Annotated in this window: 19 protein-coding genes; all 19 read right to left on the reverse strand. The window is 60.0% G+C overall.

Annotation, left to right across the window (positions count from 1 at the left end; genetic code table 11):
• Nucleotides 1-25: 25 nt before the first annotated feature.
• The 19 genes from ispF to AC1Q6X_RS01080 all read right to left on the reverse strand — a co-directional run bounded on the left by ispF (nucleotide 26) and on the right by AC1Q6X_RS01080 (nucleotide 17,552).
• Nucleotides 26-526, reverse strand: coding sequence for a 2-C-methyl-D-erythritol 2,4-cyclodiphosphate synthase (ispF, locus tag AC1Q6X_RS00990; RefSeq protein ID WP_070224100.1), 501 nt, complete (start codon nucleotides 524-526; stop codon nucleotides 26-28).
• A 16-nt stretch (nucleotides 527-542) separates the two neighbouring features.
• Nucleotides 543-1,256 (reverse strand): 2-C-methyl-D-erythritol 4-phosphate cytidylyltransferase, encoded by a 714-nt coding sequence (gene ispD, locus AC1Q6X_RS00995; RefSeq protein ID WP_492494584.1) that lies wholly within the window; start codon nucleotides 1,254-1,256, stop codon nucleotides 543-545.
• Nucleotides 1,257-1,268: 12 nt separating this feature from the next.
• A complete protein-coding gene (locus tag AC1Q6X_RS01000; RefSeq protein WP_492494586.1) occupies nucleotides 1,269-1,964 on the reverse strand; it encodes a hypothetical protein in 696 nt (231 codons plus the stop codon).
• Nucleotides 1,965-1,972: 8 nt separating this feature from the next.
• Nucleotides 1,973-2,545: an NUDIX domain-containing protein gene (locus AC1Q6X_RS01005; protein WP_492494588.1), complete on the reverse strand. Its 573-nt coding sequence runs from the start codon at nucleotides 2,543-2,545 to the stop codon at nucleotides 1,973-1,975.
• Between the two features lie 59 nt (nucleotides 2,546-2,604).
• Complete coding sequence (locus tag AC1Q6X_RS01010) at nucleotides 2,605-2,928, reverse strand: DUF2818 family protein (protein ID WP_070288753.1); 324 nt, start codon at nucleotides 2,926-2,928, stop codon at nucleotides 2,605-2,607.
• Between the two features lie 3 nt (nucleotides 2,929-2,931).
• A complete protein-coding gene (nuoN, locus tag AC1Q6X_RS01015; RefSeq protein WP_492494590.1) occupies nucleotides 2,932-4,434 on the reverse strand; it encodes an NADH-quinone oxidoreductase subunit NuoN in 1,503 nt (500 codons plus the stop codon).
• A 16-nt stretch (nucleotides 4,435-4,450) separates the two neighbouring features.
• Nucleotides 4,451-5,950 (reverse strand): NADH-quinone oxidoreductase subunit M, encoded by a 1,500-nt coding sequence (locus tag AC1Q6X_RS01020; protein WP_492494592.1) that lies wholly within the window; start codon nucleotides 5,948-5,950, stop codon nucleotides 4,451-4,453.
• 29 nt (nucleotides 5,951-5,979) lie between these two features.
• Nucleotides 5,980-8,073, reverse strand: a complete 2,094-nt coding sequence (gene nuoL / locus AC1Q6X_RS01025) for an NADH-quinone oxidoreductase subunit L (RefSeq protein WP_492494594.1) — start codon at nucleotides 8,071-8,073, stop codon at nucleotides 5,980-5,982.
• Between the two features lie 46 nt (nucleotides 8,074-8,119).
• A complete protein-coding gene (nuoK, locus tag AC1Q6X_RS01030; protein ID WP_010399724.1) occupies nucleotides 8,120-8,428 on the reverse strand; it encodes an NADH-quinone oxidoreductase subunit NuoK in 309 nt (102 codons plus the stop codon).
• Entirely contained in the window at nucleotides 8,425-9,057 is a 633-nt protein-coding gene (locus tag AC1Q6X_RS01035; RefSeq protein WP_070224108.1) for an NADH-quinone oxidoreductase subunit J, read from the reverse strand. Before AC1Q6X_RS01035 ends, nuoK begins: the two co-directional genes overlap by 4 nt.
• A 66-nt stretch (nucleotides 9,058-9,123) precedes the next feature.
• Complete coding sequence (nuoI, locus tag AC1Q6X_RS01040) at nucleotides 9,124-9,612, reverse strand: NADH-quinone oxidoreductase subunit NuoI (RefSeq protein ID WP_010399726.1); 489 nt, start codon at nucleotides 9,610-9,612, stop codon at nucleotides 9,124-9,126.
• Between the two features lie 14 nt (nucleotides 9,613-9,626).
• A complete protein-coding gene (gene nuoH / locus AC1Q6X_RS01045) occupies nucleotides 9,627-10,709 on the reverse strand; it encodes an NADH-quinone oxidoreductase subunit NuoH (protein ID WP_070224109.1) in 1,083 nt (360 codons plus the stop codon).
• Nucleotides 10,709-13,042: an NADH-quinone oxidoreductase subunit NuoG gene (nuoG, locus tag AC1Q6X_RS01050; protein WP_492494598.1), complete on the reverse strand. Its 2,334-nt coding sequence runs from the start codon at nucleotides 13,040-13,042 to the stop codon at nucleotides 10,709-10,711. Before nuoG ends, nuoH begins: the two co-directional genes overlap by 1 nt.
• Before the next feature lie 22 nt (nucleotides 13,043-13,064).
• Entirely contained in the window at nucleotides 13,065-14,360 is a 1,296-nt protein-coding gene (nuoF, locus tag AC1Q6X_RS01055) for an NADH-quinone oxidoreductase subunit NuoF (RefSeq protein WP_010399729.1), read from the reverse strand.
• Complete coding sequence (nuoE, locus tag AC1Q6X_RS01060) at nucleotides 14,357-14,836, reverse strand: NADH-quinone oxidoreductase subunit NuoE (protein WP_035820520.1); 480 nt, start codon at nucleotides 14,834-14,836, stop codon at nucleotides 14,357-14,359. Before nuoE ends, nuoF begins: the two co-directional genes overlap by 4 nt.
• Nucleotides 14,837-14,848: 12 nt before the next feature.
• On the reverse strand, nucleotides 14,849-16,102 hold the full coding sequence (locus tag AC1Q6X_RS01065) for an NADH-quinone oxidoreductase subunit D (RefSeq protein ID WP_034749992.1): 1,254 nt from the start codon (nucleotides 16,100-16,102) through the stop codon (nucleotides 14,849-14,851).
• Complete coding sequence (locus AC1Q6X_RS01070) at nucleotides 16,102-16,695, reverse strand: NADH-quinone oxidoreductase subunit C (protein WP_070224111.1); 594 nt, start codon at nucleotides 16,693-16,695, stop codon at nucleotides 16,102-16,104. The genes AC1Q6X_RS01065 and AC1Q6X_RS01070 overlap by 1 nt, the downstream gene beginning before the upstream one ends.
• Nucleotides 16,696-16,712: 17 nt before the next feature.
• Nucleotides 16,713-17,189 (reverse strand): NuoB/complex I 20 kDa subunit family protein, encoded by a 477-nt coding sequence (locus AC1Q6X_RS01075; RefSeq protein WP_010399733.1) that lies wholly within the window; start codon nucleotides 17,187-17,189, stop codon nucleotides 16,713-16,715.
• Between the two features lie 3 nt (nucleotides 17,190-17,192).
• A complete protein-coding gene (locus AC1Q6X_RS01080) occupies nucleotides 17,193-17,552 on the reverse strand; it encodes an NADH-quinone oxidoreductase subunit A (protein WP_010399734.1) in 360 nt (119 codons plus the stop codon).
• Nucleotides 17,553-17,570 lie beyond the last annotated feature (18 nt).

Here is a 17,570-nt window from a genome sequence, read left to right on the forward strand (position 1 = left end):
CGTTAATCGATCAATGGTTGGCGTCTCAGGCGCGCAGCAGCAGGGCCACGGCTTCTGCCGCGATGCCCTCTTCCCGCCCAAGGTAGCCCAGTTTTTCATTCGTCTTGGCCTTGATATTGACCTGGCCCACGGTCACACCGAGGTCTTCGGCCACGTTCGCGCACATGGCGGCGATATGCGGCGCCATTTTCGGACGCTGGGCGATGATGGTGGCGTCGATATTGCCGATGATATAACCGGTCGCTTGCACGCGGCGCACGGCTTCGCGCAGCAGGGTGCGCGAATCGGCGCCCTTGAATTGCGCGTCCGTGTCGGGGAAGTGGCGGCCGATGTCGCCCAGCGCGGCGGCGCCGAAGATGGCGTCCGTAATCGCGTGCAGCAGCACGTCCGCGTCGGAGTGGCCGAGCAAGCCGAGGTGATGGGGAATTTTCACGCCGCCGATGATCAGGTCACGGTGTTCCACCAGCGCGTGGCAGTCATAGCCCTGGCCGATGCGAAATGGGAGGTCGGGAGTCGTTGTGTGCATGCAGGTCTTTCTGGAGTCAAAGATGGGCCAAATACAGCTCGGCCGTGTGGATGTCGCGCGGCAGGGTCACCTTCAGGTTGCGCGGATGGCCTTCGACAAGCCTGGGCGCCAGGCCCAGCGCTTCGACGGCGCTGGCGTCGTCCGTGATCGCCAGCGGATCGGGCGCCTCGGATAGTGCCCGGTGCAGCAGCGCATAGCTGAACATTTGCGGCGTCTGCGCCAGCCAAAGATGATCGCGCGGCACCGTCTGCGCCGATACATGGGCGGGGCCGGCCCGCTTGACGGTATCGACCACGGGCAAGGCCAGCAAGCCGCCGGCCGGGTGGTCGCCCACTTCCATGATCAGCTTTTCGATCAGCGCCGGCGTCAGGCCGGGCCGGGCCGCGTCGTGCACCAGCACCTGGTCATTGGCATCGATGCTGCCGTGCAAGGCTTGCAGCCCGTTCAGGATGCTGTCCATGCGCGTGGCGCCGCCGCAGCGCAGCACGGTGACGCCATGCCCCGCGCCCTGCTCCGGCACGACGGCGTCGATCTGGCCATCCTCGGCACTGACGACGACATAGGTGTGCGCGATCAGGGGGCTGGCGAGAAAGGCGTCGAGCGCGTGGCGCAGCATGGGTTTGCCGGCGATGGCCAAATATTGCTTGGGACTGCCCGCTTCCATGCGCGCACCCACGCCGGCGGCGGGGATCAGGGCAAAATAACGGACGGTGTTCGATGCTGCGGTCATGCCATTCCTTGTCTAGTTGGCGGGCGCTGTCTTGCCCGACAGGATGTTCTGGATTTCGCCCTTGCACGCCTTGCCCAGGCGCGCATATTCTTGCGGCGAATCGATGGCGGCCTGCAAGGTTTCCACCTTGCGCATTTCCGCCTTAATGTAGGGCAACCAGCCCGTGTCGATTTCGCGCGCCAGCGCCGCCTTGGCCGTGCCGCTGGGCGCGTACAGGGGCCGCGCCTCGAAGCGTCTGGCCAGCGCGGCGCGCACGGTCTTTTCCACGCGCGGCAAGTGTTCCATATAGGTTTTCATGTGCCGCAGCTCGTGCCCGAGTATCTCATCATACGCGCACGTGCCGGGGGCAAATTCGCGGCCGATATAGATCACCACGGGCGCATATGTCAGGCTCACGGTAATCTGCGGCGCCACGCATTCGTAGCCGCTGGCCGGGTCTTGCAGCATGGGACCGGCCAGCGCGATGGCCACGCGCGAATCCGTCTTCGTCAGGCCCAGCACCCAGGTGTTCGCGCGCGCCGTGCCCTTCATCACCGTCAACGCCTTGTACGGCAGATGCGTGTCGATGCTGTAGCCGTTCTGCTGCACCGTCAGCACGGACACGGTCTTGCTGATCGTGTCTTCGCAGCGCACCTGGAACGGCGTGCGCGCCTGCGCCTGCGCACCCCAGGTGACACAGGCCAGCAGCAGAAAAAGCGCCGTGCGCATGTGCGGAATCAGGCCGCTTGCCAGGCGCCGCTGGTAATCTTGTCGAGCCAGAAGATGCCGATGACGGTCTTCACGTCCGTGATGGTGCCATCCCTGACCCAGTCGAGCAGCTGCGGCACGGTGGCCGTAAACGTTTCCAGGAATTCACCCTCGTCGAGCTGGCGTTCGCCCGCCACGAGTCCCCGCGCCAGAAACAGTTCCAGGTGCTCGTCGGAATACGCGATGGCGTTGTGGATGGTGGAGACGAATTGCCAGTCGCTGGCCGTGTAGCCCGTTTCTTCCAGCAATTCGCGCTGGGCGCAGGCCAGGTGCGACTCGCCCGCATCGATCTTGCCGGCTGGGAATTCAATGAACACGCGCTCCAGCGGATAACGGTACTGGCGTTCCATCAGCACCGTGCCGTCGTCGAGCAGCGGCAGGATCACGACGGCGCCCGGATGCAAAACGAATTCGCGCGCCGTGATCTTGCCGTCCGGCAGTGCAACACGGTCGCGCTGCACGCGCAGGAAGCCGCCCTGGTAGACGAGTTCGCCGTCGACCTTGGTTTCAATCAATTGCGTATCAGTGGCTTGGGTATCCATACATTTCCTTATGTTCAATAAAAAACGGCGCCAGAGGCGCCGCTTTCGGAGGATGGTGCCTAGCGGCGTTTACGCAGATAACGAGTCACGAAACCTGGGAAAGCCAGCACCAGGAACAGGCATCCCGTGATGGCATAGAACTCCCACGTCTGCGGGAAACCGTTGCCGATGCGCGCTTCGAGGGCGAACGCCACGGCGCCGACGATGAAGTACAGAATCACCATCTCCAGCAGGCGCAGCGCCAGCGGCTTGCGCCAGCCCTGCTCCGCTTGCGCCGCCTTTTTCAGCGGCACGGCGGCAAACAGTTTCTCGTTCAGGAAAGGCAGGTTGGCGCCCAGGATGCCCAGGGCGATCACCAGCCAGCTCGAGGCGGTGACATCCATCGGTCAGGACGCCAGGGTCTTGGTGATGGCGGTCGCGCAGGCAGCCAGGATGCTGTTAGGCATCACACCGAGGGCCAGAACGAACACGCCGTTCAGTGCCAGCACGACGCGCATGTCGCCATGCACGACCAGCGCGTTGGTATCCATCGGCTCGTCGAACCACATCATTTTCACGACGCGCAGGTAGTAGAAGGCGCCGATCAGCGAGAACAGCACGGCGGCGATGGTCAGCCACAGCTGGCCCGTGGCCAGCACGGATGCCAGCACCGAGTACTTGGCCATGAAGCCCATCAGCGGCGGCACGCCGGCCAGCGAGAACATGAACAGGGTCATCACCAGCGCGAAGATCGGGCTGCGTTTGCCCAGGCCCTTGAAGTCGGCCAGTTCTTCTGCTTCGAAACCATTGCGTGCCAACAACATGATCACGCCAAAGGTACCCAGGGTGGTGAACACGTAGGTGATGACGTAGTACATCGAGGCGCCGTAGGCGGTGGCTGCGCCAGCCGCGTTCAGCGTGTTGTTCGGCGCGTCGACGGTGCCCGACAGCAAGCCCAGCAGCACGAAGCCCATTTGCGCGATGGTCGAGTACGCCAACATGCGCTTCAGGTTGGTTTGCGCGATGGCGGTGAAGTTACCGATGGCCAGCGACATCACGGCCAGCACCAGCAGCATTTGCTGCCAGTCATGCGCCATCGGCAGCAAGCCTTCGGCCAGCAGGCGCAGGGTGATGGCGAAGGCGGCCAGTTTCGGCGCCGCGCCCAGCAGCAGGGTCACGGCCGTCGGCGAACCTTGATACACGTCAGGCACCCACATGTGGAATGGCACGACGCCCAGTTTGAAGGCCAGGCCGGCTACCAGGAACACCAGGCCGAAGACCATGATGGTGCCGTTGGTCTTGCTGTTTTCCAGCGCCACGCGCAATTCGCCCAGGTCCAGCGTGCCGGATGCGCCGTACAGCATCGAGATACCGTACAACATGAAACCGGAAGCCAGCGCGCCCAGGATGAAGTATTTCATGGCCGCTTCCGTGGCCTTGGCATTGTCACGGCGCAGAGCGATCAGCGCGTACAGCGACAGCGACATCAGTTCCAGACCCAGGTAGATGATCAGGAAGTTGTTGGCCGAGATCATGATCATCTGGCCCAGCAGTGCAAACAGGGCCAGCACGTAGAACTCGCCGCCCAGGTTGCCCGACAGCATGCTGCGGTCGGTGGCATAGGCACGCGAGTAGATCAGGGTCAGCGCCACGGCGCCGTACGAGAACAGTTTCAGCAGCTGCGACATCGGGTCCGACACGAACATATTGTGGAACGTGTAGACGGTGGTGCCCGCGTTGAAGTCGCCCACGGTCAGCAAGGCGCAGCCGGCCAGGGTCAGCAAGGACAGCGCATAGGTGATCGAACGCTTCGCCGCAGGCAAGAACATATCGATCAGCAAGAGCGCCGACGTGGCGATCAGCAGAAAGATTTCCGCGTACAGCGGTACCAGATTAGGTGCATTAGTCATGTTATCGGTCTTCTATTTAAGGCAACTTGCTGATGGCGACATGCTGCAGCAGGTCGGCAACCGAAGTTTGCATCGTGTCGGTGAACGGGGCTGGGTACAGACCCATCACGAGCACGGCGATGGCCAGCACAGCAAGCATGAAGAATTCACGTTTGTTGATGTCGGTCAATTCGGCCACGTGTTTGTTCTTGATCTTGCCGAACACCACGCGCTTGGCCATCCACAGCGAGTACGCCGCGCCCCAGATCAGTGCCGTTGCAGCCAGCAAGCCGATCCAGAAGTTGTATTTCACCGCGCCCAGGATCACCATGAACTCGCCGACGAAACCGGACGTCGCTGGCAGACCGCAGTTGGCCATCGAGAACAGCACGAAGAAGGCGGCAAATTTCGGCATGCGGTTCACGACGCCGCCGTAGTCGGCGATGTTGCGGGTATGCATGCGGTCATACAGTACGCCGATGCACAGGAACATCGCGCCGGAGATGAAGCCGTGCGAAACCATCTGCACGATACCGCCCTGCACCGAAATGTCGTTGAACATGAAGAAGCCCAGGGTGACGAAACCCATGTGCGCGATCGACGAATAGGCGACCAGTTTTTTCATGTCGGTCTGCACCAGGGCAACCAGACCGATGTAGATGACGGCGATCAGCGACAGGGTGATCATGAAGCCCGACAGGTAGTGGCTGGCGTCCGGCGTGATCGGCAGCGAAAAACGCAGGAAACCATACGCGCCCAGTTTCAGCATGATGGCGGCCAGCACGGCGGAACCGCCCGTCGGCGCTTCCACGTGGACGTCCGGCAACCACGTGTGGACCGGGAACATCGGCACCTTGACGGCAAACGCCATCAGGAAGGCCAGGAAGATGAAGATCTGCTCGTTCATCGTCAGCTTGAACGCATGCCAGGCCAGGATGTCGAAGGTGCCCGACACATTGCGCAGGTAGATGATGGCAACCAGGGTCAGCAGCGAACCGAAGAAGGTGTACAGGAAGAACTTGAACGACGCGTACACGCGGTTCGAACCGCCCCAGATACCGATGATGATGAACATCGGGATCAGGGTTGCTTCAAAGAAGAAGTAGAACAGCAAGCCGTCCAGCGCGCAGAACACGCCGATCATCAGGCCCGACAGGATCAAAAACGAGCCCATGTACTGGGCGATGCGCTTCTCGATCACTTGCCAAGCCGAAATGACGACGATGACCGTGATGAAGGCCGTCAGCGGCACGAACCACAGCGACAGGCCGTCGATACCCAGCGAGTACCAGATATTGAAGGTTGCTATCCACGGCGCTTTTTCGACGAATTGCATGCCGTGCGCGGCGTTGTCGAAATGCTGGATCAGCGGCAAGGTGCACAGCATGCTGAGCACGGCGCCAGCCAGCGACAGCCAACGGGTAAAGCCCGCTTTGCTGTCACGGCCGAGAGCCAGGATCAGGACGCCGCAAATGATCGGCACCCAGATCGACAGACTCAGGTAAGGAGGTAGTGTAGAAATCGTAGACTGCATCATGGTTCTCAGTATTCTTTTATCAGGTCAGCTTACTTAGCGGGCCAGAATGGCAGGAAATAGATCAGGAAGCCCAGCACGCCCAGGATCATCACGAATGCATAGTGATAGATGTAGCCGGTCTGCAACACTCGCGACAGCGAGGACAGCCAGGCGACAACCTTGGCGCTGCCATTGACGACGAAACCGTCGATCAGCTTCTTGTCACCGAAGTTCCACAGGCCATTACCCAGCAAGCGGGCACCGCCGGCGAACACGACTTCATTGAACTTGTCCATGTAGTACTTGTTGTCCAGCAGGGTGTGGATCGCGTGGAACTTGGCAAAGAACCAGGCCGGTACGCGCGGGTTGACCATGTAGCAGTAGTAGGCTGCCACCACGCCGGACAATGCCAGCCAGAACGGTGCCGTCGACAGGCCGTGGATCGCCATCGCCATTGCGCCGTGGAATTCATGCGACAACTCTTCCATTGCTGGATGGTTTTCGCCAACGAAGATCACGCCCTTGAAGAAATCGCCATGCAGCATCGGGCCGATCGTCAGGTAACCGATGATCAAGGAAGGGATCGCCAGCATCACCAGCGGGAACCAGACGACGAACGGCGATTCATGCGGCTTCTGGCCAGGTTCCAGGCCGTGGTGCGCGTGGTCGTCTTCCTCTTCTTCATGGTGGTCATCATGTGCGTGGGCATCATGCTTCGCAGCAGGCGCGTGGTGGTCGTCATGACCGTGCGCGTGTGGCTGGCCGAAACGTTCCTTGCCGTGGAAGACGAGGAAATACATGCGGAACGAGTAGAAGGCGGTGACGAACACGCCAGCCAGCACGGCGAACTGGGCAAAGCCAGCGCCCCAGATGTGCGTCGCTTCAACGGCTTCGATGATGCTGTCTTTCGAGTAGAAACCGGAGAACAGCGGCGTGCCGATCAGGGCCAGCGAACCGACCAGGGAAGTGATCCAGGTGATCGGCATGTACTTGCGCAGGCCACCCATGTTGCGGATGTCCTGGTCATGGTGCATGCCGATGATGACGGAACCGGCGCCCAGGAACAGCAGTGCCTTGAAGAATGCGTGCGTCATCAGATGGAACACGGCCACGGAGTACGCGGACGAACCGAGCGCCACGGTCATGTAACCGAGCTGCGACAGGGTCGAGTAAGCGACGACGCGCTTGATGTCGTTCTGGATGATGCCCAAAAAGCCCATGAACAGCGCCGTGATGGAGCCGATCACCAGGATGAAGGACAGTGCCGTGTCGGACAGTTCGAACAGCGGCGACATGCGCGAGACCATGAAGATACCGGCCGTCACCATCGTCGCGGCGTGAATCAGTGCCGAAATCGGGGTAGGACCTTCCATCGAGTCAGGCAGCCACACGTGCAGCGGGAACTGCGCCGATTTGCCCATCGCGCCGATGAACAGGCAGATGCAGGCAACGGTCAGCAGGGCCCAGTCGGTGCCCGGCATCGTCAGCAGCGCCAGTTCGTCTTTCTTGGCGAACACTTCCTGGTAGTTCATGGTGCCGGCGAATGCCAGCAGCAGGCCGATGCCCAGGATGAAGCCGAAGTCGCCCACGCGGTTGACGAGGAAAGCCTTCATGTTGGCCACGATGGCCGTCGGACGCTGGTACCAGAAACCGATCAAGAGGTAGGAGACCAGGCCCACGGCTTCCCAACCGAAGAACAGCTGCAGGAAGTTGTTGGCCATGACCAGCATCAGCATTGAGAACGTGAACAGCGAGATGTAGGCGAAGAAGCGGTTGTAGCCTTCGTCGTCCTTCATGTAGCCGATCGTGTAGATGTGCACCATCAGGGAAACGAAGGTGACCACGCACATCATCATCGCCGACAGCGAATCGATCTGGAAGCCCACTTCCATCTTCAGGGTGCCGATCGTCATCCAGTTATAGATCGTGCCATTGAATGTCGCGCCATCCATCACTGCCAGCAGTGTCTGCACGGACAGGATGAACGCAATCAGTACGCCCAGAATCGTCGCGGTATGCGACGTCTTGCGTCCGACCAAATTACCCAGGAACTGGGTGCCAAGCAAGCCTGCAATCGCGGCACCGGCCAGCGGCGCCAGCGGTACGGCAAGAAGGAGGTTAGGGTTGAGGAGTTGCCCCGCCATGATGAACCTTAATCGTTATTATTCGAGAGATCGAGTCTGAAAAACATCAGCCTTTGAGGCTGTCCAGGTCTTCGACGTTGATGGTATCCAGATTACGGAACATCACCACCAGAATAGCCAGACCGATAGCCGACTCAGCGGCGGCAACCGTCAGGATGAAGAAAACGAAGATCTGACCGGCCGCGTCGCCCATGAAATGGGAGAACGCGATGAAATTCATATTCACCGCCAGCAGCATCAATTCGATTGCCATCAGCAATACGATGATGTTCTTGCGGTTCAGGAAAATACCGACGATCGAGATTGCGAACAGGATCGCGCCCAGGACCAGAAAATGTGTGAGCGATAATGTCATGGTGCCTCCTTAACTTCCGGCTCAGCCGCAGGACGCTCGACGACCGCGTCCATCTTGATGATCTTCAGGCGGTCGTTGCGCTTGACGCGCACGGCATCGCCTGGAGCAAAATGCTTGGTGTCCTTGCGTTTGCGCAGGGTCAGTGCGACTGCGGCAACGATGGCCACCAGCAGCACGACGGCGGCGATCTCGAAGGCGAACACGTATTTCGTGTAGATCAGCAGGCCCAGTTCCTTGGTGCCGCCCAGGTTGACGTTCACCGGTGCGACGCTAGGCGCAAAGTTGCGGAAACCGTGCCACAGGACGGCGGCCATTTCCAGCACGATGATCACGCCCACCGTCACCGACAATGGCAGATAGCCCCAGAAGCCTTCGCGCATGCGGTCGATATTGATATCGAGCATCATGACCACGAACAGGAACAGCACCATCACGGCGCCGACATACACCAATACCAGCACGATGGCCAGGAATTCAGCTTGCAGCAGCATCCAGATGCCCGCTGCCGAGAAGAAGGACAGTACCAGGAACAGTACTGCGTGGACCGGATTACGGGCCGTGATGACGCGCGTCGCTGCCAGAATCAAGATCAGCGCGAAGGCGTAAAACAAAATTGTTTTAAAGTCCATAAAAAACCCAATAGACGTACAGATGAACGAGGGGCGCGCCGCAGCTTTGGGGCTGCGGCGCATCCATCAGCGATAAGGTGCGTCGGCGGCGCGCGCAGCGGCAATGTCATTTTCATAACGATCACCTACGGCCAGCAACATCTCTTTCGTGTAATACAAATCCCCGCGTTTCTCGCCGTGGTATTCCAGGATTTGCGTCTCGACGATCGAATCGACCGGGCAGGACTCTTCGCAGAAACCGCAGAAGATGCACTTGGTCAAGTCGATATCGTAACGCGTGGTACGGCGCGAACCGTCGTCACGCTGTTCCGATTCGATCGTGATGGCCATCGCCGGGCAAACCGCTTCGCACAGTTTGCAGGCGATGCAACGTTCCTCGCCGTTCGGGTAGCGGCGCAGCGCGTGCAAGCCACGGAAACGCGGCGAGATCGGTGTCTTCTCTTCCGGGAATTGCACCGTGATCTTGCGCGAAAACATGTACTTGCCTGTCAGCGCCATGCCCTTGATCAGCTCGCCTAACAAGAGGCTGCTGAAGAAATCTTTTACCTTATCCATTCGTATGCACTCTCTTACTTCCAAATATTCCAGGATGTCTGCATCCAGGCAGCGACGAAGACCAGGTAGACCAGCGTCAACGGGATAAACACTTTCCAGCCGAGGCGCATGATCTGGTCATAACGGTAGCGTGGGAACGTACCGCGTACCCAGATGAACACCGACACGATGAAGAAGGTCTTGGCGAACAGCCAGAAGAAGCCGCCGAAACCACCCCAGAACTCAAGGAAAGCAAATGGTGCGGACCAGCCACCGAGGAACATGATCGAAGCCAGGGCGCCGATCAGGATCATGTTGGCGTATTCGGCCAGCATGAACATGGCGTAGGCCATGCCCGAGTACTCGACCATGTGGCCGGCCACGATTTCCGACTCGCCTTCGACGACGTCGAACGGGTGACGGTTGGCTTCAGCCAGGCCCGACACCAGGTAGATGACGAACATCGGCAGCAGCGGCAGCCAGTTCCACGACATGAAATTGACGCCCTTGTCGGCGAAGAAGCCGATCTGCTGGCCGCCGACGATGTCGATGAAGTTCAGGCTGCCCGAGACCATCAGCACGATGACCATCACGAAGCCCATCGGGATTTCATACGAAATCATCTGTGCCGAAGCGCGCATGGCGCCCATGAACGAATACTTCGAGTTCGAAGCCCAGCCGGCGATGATGATGCCGTAGACTTCCATCGAGGTAATCGCCAGCAGCATCAGCAAGCCGGCGTTGACGTTGGCCAGCACGGCTTGCGGACCGAAGGGCACGACCGACCAGGCGGCCAGGGCCGGCATGATGGTCATGATCGGGCCGATTACGAACAGGCCTTTGGCGGCCTTGGACGGGATGATGATCTCTTTGAACAAGAGTTTCAGCGCATCGGCGATCGGCTGCAGCAAGCCCAATGGGCCGACGCGGTTCGGGCCGACGCGGATCTGGATCCAGCCGATCAGCTTGCGTTCCCACAAGGTCAGGTAGGCAACCAGGCCCATCAGCGGCAACAGCACGCACAGGATCTTGATCAGGGTCCAGAAGAACGGCCACGAGCCGCCCAGCAGATCCTGGCCGCTACTGTTGATGACGTTTACAAATTCAGGCAGAGCCATCAGATTTTCCCCTCTGCTGTTTCAACTGTGATGTCACCGAACATGCCGCCCAGGCTGGCCGTCGAGGCATGCGCCGCCGACACTTTGACCACATTGGCTGGCAGGCCGGCATGAAGTGCCGCCACCAGGATGGCGCTGCCGGAGCCTTGCGCCACTTTGACCTTGTCGCCCGCCTTGATGCCCAGCTTCTCGGCCAATGCCGGCGACAGATGGGCTTGCGGCGCGGCGCCGTCGACCGTGCGCAGCAGCGGTTCGGAACGGCGGACCAGCGCGTCGGCGAAGTAGATCGGCACGTCGGCGATGCGTTGCAGCGCTGGCGAAGCCGGTGCGTAGCTTGCTGCTTCCGGTGCGTTCTTGGCGATATTGTTCAGCTGTGCCGACAGATCGGTCACGCCAGCGCCGAACGCTTCGTCGCGGATCGCTTCGGAGGTATCGTAGTCGAAACCGGCCAGGCCCAGGATGTTGCCCAGGACGCGCAGCACTTTCCAGGCTGGACGGGTTTCCGCCAGCGGCTTGACGGTGCCGTTGAAGCTTTGCGCGCGGCCTTCGCAGTTGACGAAGGTGCCCGAGGTTTCAGCGAACGGCGAGATCGGCAGCAAGACATCGGCGTAATCCATGCCGTGCTTGAAGGCCGACATCGCCACGACCATGTCGGCGCCATCCAGGGCGGCGCGGGCCGCTTGTGGATTGGCGGCATCGAGTTCCGGCTCGGCGTGCAGCAGCACGTAGGCTTTTTTCGGCACGGCAAACACGGCTTGCACATTGGCGCGCGGCTTGGCGACCAGGTGCGCGCCTACCGTGTTGGCCGCTTCCGTCAGGTAACCGAGCTTGGCGCCCGTCTGTTCGGCGATCCATTGCGCGGCAGCATGCAGTTGCGACGCTTGCGGGTGTTGCGTTGCCGCGTTACCCAGCAGCACGGCACCGTGGTCGCCGGCCATCAGGCTGGCGGCAATGACGACGGCCACGTCCGAAGCAACAACTGCTTCAAAACCGGCTGGCGCGGTGATTTCTTTCGCTTTAGCAACAGCGACGACCACTTCCGACAAGGCCGCCAGCCAATCGCTTGGCGCGACGATCATCTTGTTGGCGATGGTGATCAGTTGATCATCGTCGGAGGCGTGCAGGATCGACAGCTTGGCGCCGCCCTTGACGGACGCGCGCAAACGCGTGGCCAGCAATGGGTGATCCTTGCGCAGGAACGAACCGATGACGAAGGCGCGCTTGATCTGGCCAAATTCGCTGATCGGCATGCCCAGCCATGGCTTCACGCCGGCGTCCAGCGCGAAGTCGGTCTGGCGCAGGCGGAAGTCGACGTTCTCGGAACCGAGGCCGTGGGCGACTTTTTGCAGCAGGACCAGCTCTTCGACGGTCGAATGCGGGGTGGCCAGCGCGGCGATGGCGTCAGCGCCATGCTCGTGCTTGATATTTTTCAAACCGTGCGCCACGTATTCCAGCGCCGTCTGCCAATCGACTTCTTTCCACTCGTTGCCTTGTTTCAGCATCGGAGACGTCAGGCGTTCGGCGCTGTCCAGCGCTTCGTACGAGAAACGGTCCTTGTCCGAGATCCAGCACTCGTTGACGGCTTCGTTTTCCAGCGGCAGTACGCGCTTGACCTTGCCAGCTTTCACTTGCACGATCAGGTTCGAGCCGAGGCCGTCATGCGGGCTGACCGATTTGCGGCGCGACAGTTCCCACGTACGGGCGCTGTAGCGGAATGGCTTCGAGGTCAGTGCGCCGACCGGGCACAGGTCGATCATATTGCCCGACAGTTCGGAGTCGACCGTCTGGCCGACAAACGACACGATTTCCGAGTGCTCGCCGCGGCCGATCATGCCCAGCTCCATCACGCCGGCCACTTCCTGGCCAAAGCGTACGCAGCGGGTGCACTGGATGCAGCGCGACATTTCCTGCATGGAAACCAGCGGACCGGCTTCCTTCGGCGTGACGACGCGCTTGTCTTCCTTGTAGCGCGATTCGCCCTTGCCGTAACCGACGGCCAAGTCTTGCAACTGGCATTCGCCGCCCTGATCGCAGATAGGGCAATCGAGCGGGTGGTTAATCAGCAAGAATTCCATGACCGACTTTTGCGCCTGCACAGCTTTATCGCTGGCGGAGCGCACGATCATGCCGGCACTGACCGGGGTCGCACAAGCGGGCAAAGGCTTCGGCGCCTTTTCCACTTCGACCAGGCACATGCGGCAGTTCGCTGCGATCGACAATTTCTTGTGATAGCAGAAGTGCGGAATGTAGGTTCCCAATTTGTTGGCGGCGTCCATCACCATGCTACCAGCAGGGACTTCGACTTTTTTGCCGTCTATTTCGATTTCAACCATGGTGATCGTTACCTGACGCAGCTTAGATATATGCGGGCACTAAGCAATGCTTGTGCTCGATATGATATTCAAATTCTTCACGGAAATTCTTAATGAAGGCCCGTACCGGCATGGCAGCCGCATCGCCCAGCGCGCAAATGGTGCGGCCCTGGATGTTGTCGGCGATCGAGTTGAGCATGTCCAGGTCGTCTGGACGACCCTGCCCCTGCTCGATGCGGTGCACCATGCGGTACATCCAGCCTGTGCCTTCACGGCAAGGCGTACACTGGCCGCACGATTCTTCAAAGTAGAAGTAGGACAGGCGTTCCAGCGCCTTCACCATGCAGCGTGTTTCGTCCATCACGATGACGGCGCCCGAACCCAACATCGAACCGGCTTTCGCGATCGAGTCATAGTCCAGGTCGGTCTGCATCATGATGTCGCCGCGGATCACCGGCGCGGACGAGCCGCCAGGAATCACGGCCTTGATCTTTTTGCCACCGCGCATGCCGCCTGCCAGTTCCAGCAGGGTCGCAAACGGGGTGCCGAGCGGCACTTCGTAGTTGCCCGGTTTTTCCACGTCGCCCGAGATCGAGAAGATCTTCGAACCGCCGTTGTTCGGCTTGCCCATCGCCAGGTATTTTTCTGGACCGATGTTCAGCACGAAAGGCACGGCCGCGAAGGTTTCCGTGTTGTTGATCGTCGTCGGCTTGCCGTACAGGCCAAACGAGGCTGGGAAAGGCGGCTTGAAGCGCGGCTGGCCTTTCTTGCCTTCCAGCGATTCGAGCAGGGCCGTTTCTTCACCGCAGATGTAGGCGCCATAACCATGGTGCGCATGCAACTGGAACGAGAACTCGCTGCCCATGATCTTGTCGCCCAGGAAACCGGCGGCGCGCGCCTCTTCCAGCGCTTCTTCGAAACGCAGGTATTCCTGGAAGATTTCACCGTGGATATAGTTATAACCGACGGTGATGCCCATTGCATAAGCGCCAATGGCCATGCCTTCGATCAGGGCATGGGGATTGTAACGAATGATGTCGCGGTCCTTGAAAGTGCCCGGTTCGCCTTCATCTGTATTGCAGACGAGGTATTTCTGGCCCGGGAACTGGCGCGGCATGAAGCTCCACTTCAAGCCGGTAGGGAAACCCGCGCCGCCACGGCCGCGCAAGGACGAGGCCTTGAGGTCGGCGATGATCTGTTCCGGCGTGATTTTCTCTTCCAGGATACGCCGCAGGGCCGAATAGCCGCCGCGGTTCACATAATCTTGCAAATGCCAGTTCTTGCCATCCAGATCCTTCAGGATCAATGGATCGATATGGCGGTTGTGGAGTGACGTCATTTCTTGAGTTCCTCCAGCATGGCGTCGATTTTCTCGTTCGACATCCAGCTGCACATGGTTTTATTACTGACCAGCAAGACCGGCGCATCGCCGCAAGCACCCATGCACTCGCCTTCAACCAGGGTGAACTGGCCGTCTGCGGTGGTTTCGCGGAAATCGATACCCAGTTTCTGCTTCAGGTACTCTGCAGCACGCACGCCGCCCGACAGGGCGCATGGCAGGTTGGTGCACACGGTGATCTTGTGCTTGCCCACGGGTTTCACGTTGTACATATTGTAGAACGTGGCCACTTCCTGCACGGCAATCGCCGGCATGCCGATGTAATCGGCCAGTTCCTTCATGGTTTCCGGTGCCAGCCAGCCCAGTTCATCCTGGGCATGGGCCAGGGCGGCCATGACGGCCGACTGACGCTGGTCGGCCGGGTACTTGGCCAGCTCGCGGTCAATTTTCTTATAGCATTGCTCTGATAACAACATACTTTTTGCCTCTTAGCGGTCAATACTGCCGAACACGATATCTTGCGTCCCGATGATGGTCACGGCGTCGGCAAGCATGTGCCCACGCGCCATCTCGTCGAGCGACTGCAAGTGGGCGTAGTCTGGCGCGCGCAGTTTCATGCGGTACGGCTTGTTGGCGCCATCGGACACCAGGTACACGCCGAACTCGCCCTTCGGATGCTCCACGGCGCTGTAGGCCTCGCCTGGCGGCACGTGGAAACCTTCCGTGAACAGCTTGAAGTGGTGAATCAGCGATTCCATGTTGGTCTTCATGTCGACGCGGCCCGGAGGCGCCACCTTGCGGTTGCTGGTCATGACAGGACCTTCATTGTTGCGCAGCCACTCCACGCATTGCTTGATGATACGGTTCGACTGGCGCAGCTCTTCCACGCGGACCAGATAGCGGTCGTAGCAATCGCCGTTGGTGCCGATAGGAATGTCGAAATCCATCAGGTCGTACACTTCGTACGGCTGTTTCTTGCGCAAATCCCACTGCACGCCCGAGCCGCGCAACATGGCGCCCGTAAAGCCCATGGCCAGCGCATCTTCCGGCGAGACCACGCCGATGCCGACGGTACGCTGTTTCCAGATACGGTTGTCGGTCAGCAGGGTTTCGTACTCGTCCACCGAGTTCGGGAAACGGCGCGCGAAGTCTTCGATGAAGTCCAGCAGCGAACCCTGGCGGTTTTCGTTGAGCTTGCCGATGGCCTTGGCGTTGCGGATGATCGACGCCTTGTGCTGCGGCATCGCGTCCGGCAGGTCGCGGTACACGCCGCCCGGGCGGTAGTAGGCCGCGTGCATGCGCGCGCCCGACACTGCCTCGTAGGCGTCGAACAAGTCTTCGCGGTCGCGGAAGCAATACAGGAACGGGCCCATGGCGCCGACGTCCAGCGCGTGGGTACCGAGCCACATCAGGTGATTCAGGATGCGCGTCATCTCGTCGAACATGACGCGGATGTATTGCGCGCGCAGCGGCACTTCCAGACCCAGCATCTTTTCGATGGCCATCACGTACGCATGTTCATTGCACATCATCGACACATAGTCGAGACGGTCCATGTACGGCACGGATTGCAGGTAGGTCTTCTGTTCGGCCAGCTTTTCGGTGGCGCGGTGCAGCAGGCCGATATGCGGGTCGGCACGCTGGATGACTTCGCCATCCATCTCCAGCACCAGGCGCAGCACACCGTGCGCGGCCGGATGCTGCGGCCCAAAGTTCAGGGTGTAGTTCTTAATCTCAGCCATTATTTCATCCCGTAATGTTCTTCGCGGATCACGCGCGGCACGTTTTCCCGCGGCTCGATCGTCACGGGCTGGTAAATCACGCGCTTTTGTTCCGGATCGTAACGCATCTCGACATAGCCGGAGACGGGGAAATCCTTGCGGAACGGATGGCCGATGAAACCGTAGTCGGTCAGCAGGCGGCGCAAGTCGTTGTGGCCTTCGAAGAGGATGCCCAGCAGATCGAACGCTTCGCGCTCGTACCAGTTGACGGCGCGCCAGATGCCGACCACGGAGGGCAGCAGCGGCATGTCATCGTCGGGCGCGAACACGCGCACGCGCACGCGCCAGTTGTGCTTGACCGACAGCAAGTGCGAAACGGCCGCGAAACGCAGGCCGTCCCAGCTGCCGTCGCCATAGGTCGAGTAGTCGACGCCGCACAGGTCGAGCAATTGCTCGAAATGCAGGCTCGGATCATCGCGCAAGGTCTGCATCACGGCGAGGTAGTCCTCGGCCTTGACCTGCAAGGTGACTTCGCCCAGTGCAACCGTCGTGCTAACGCGATCGCCCAGGGCAGTGCCGAGGGCGTTTTGCAATACTTCTAAATGTGTTGTCATAATCTGAAGCGGCCCGGTTAGCGTGCGATCGTGCTGGTACGCTTGATCTTGTTCTGCAACTGCATGATGCCGTACAGCAAGGCTTCAGCGGTCGGAGGACAGCCAGGCACATACACGTCGACGGGCACGATGCGGTCGCAACCGCGCACCACGGAATAGGAGTAATGGTAGTACCCGCCGCCATTGGCGCAGGAACCCATCGAGATGACCCAGCGTGGCTCTGCCATCTGGTCGTAGACCTTGCGCAGGGCCGGCGCCATCTTGTTGCACAGGGTGCCGGCAACGATCATGACGTCGGACTGACGCGGCGACGGACGAAACACGACGCCGAAACGGTCCATATCGTAGCGGGCTGCGCCCACATGCATCATTTCGACCGCACAGCAGGCCAGACCGAACGTCATCGGGAACATAGACCCGGTGCGCGCCCAGTTGATCAGCTTGTCGGCCGAGGTGGTGATGAAACCTTCGCTTAATACGCCTTCAATAGCCATGGCTTATTCCCAGTCAAGGGCACCTTTCTTCCAAATGTACCAAAATCCGACCACGAATTCAGCGATGAACACCATCATCGTGACGAAACCGGCCCAGCCCAGGTCGCGCATTGCAACGCCCCATGGGAAAAAGAATGCCGTTTCCAGATCGAACAAAATAAACAGGATTGCGACCAGATAGTAGCGCACATCGAATTTCATGCGCGCGTCTTCGAATGCTTCAAAGCCACATTCGTACGGGGAGAGTTTTGCTGCGTCAGGCTTGTTAGGGCCTAACAGGCGCCCCAGGAGCTGGGGAGCGATACCGACACCGAGGCCGATAATAATGAACAGCAGGACGGGGAAGTAATTTTCGAGGTTCACGATTGATAAGCTTATATT

It is taken from the genome of Janthinobacterium sp. GW823-FHT06H09, assembly GCF_058794735.1.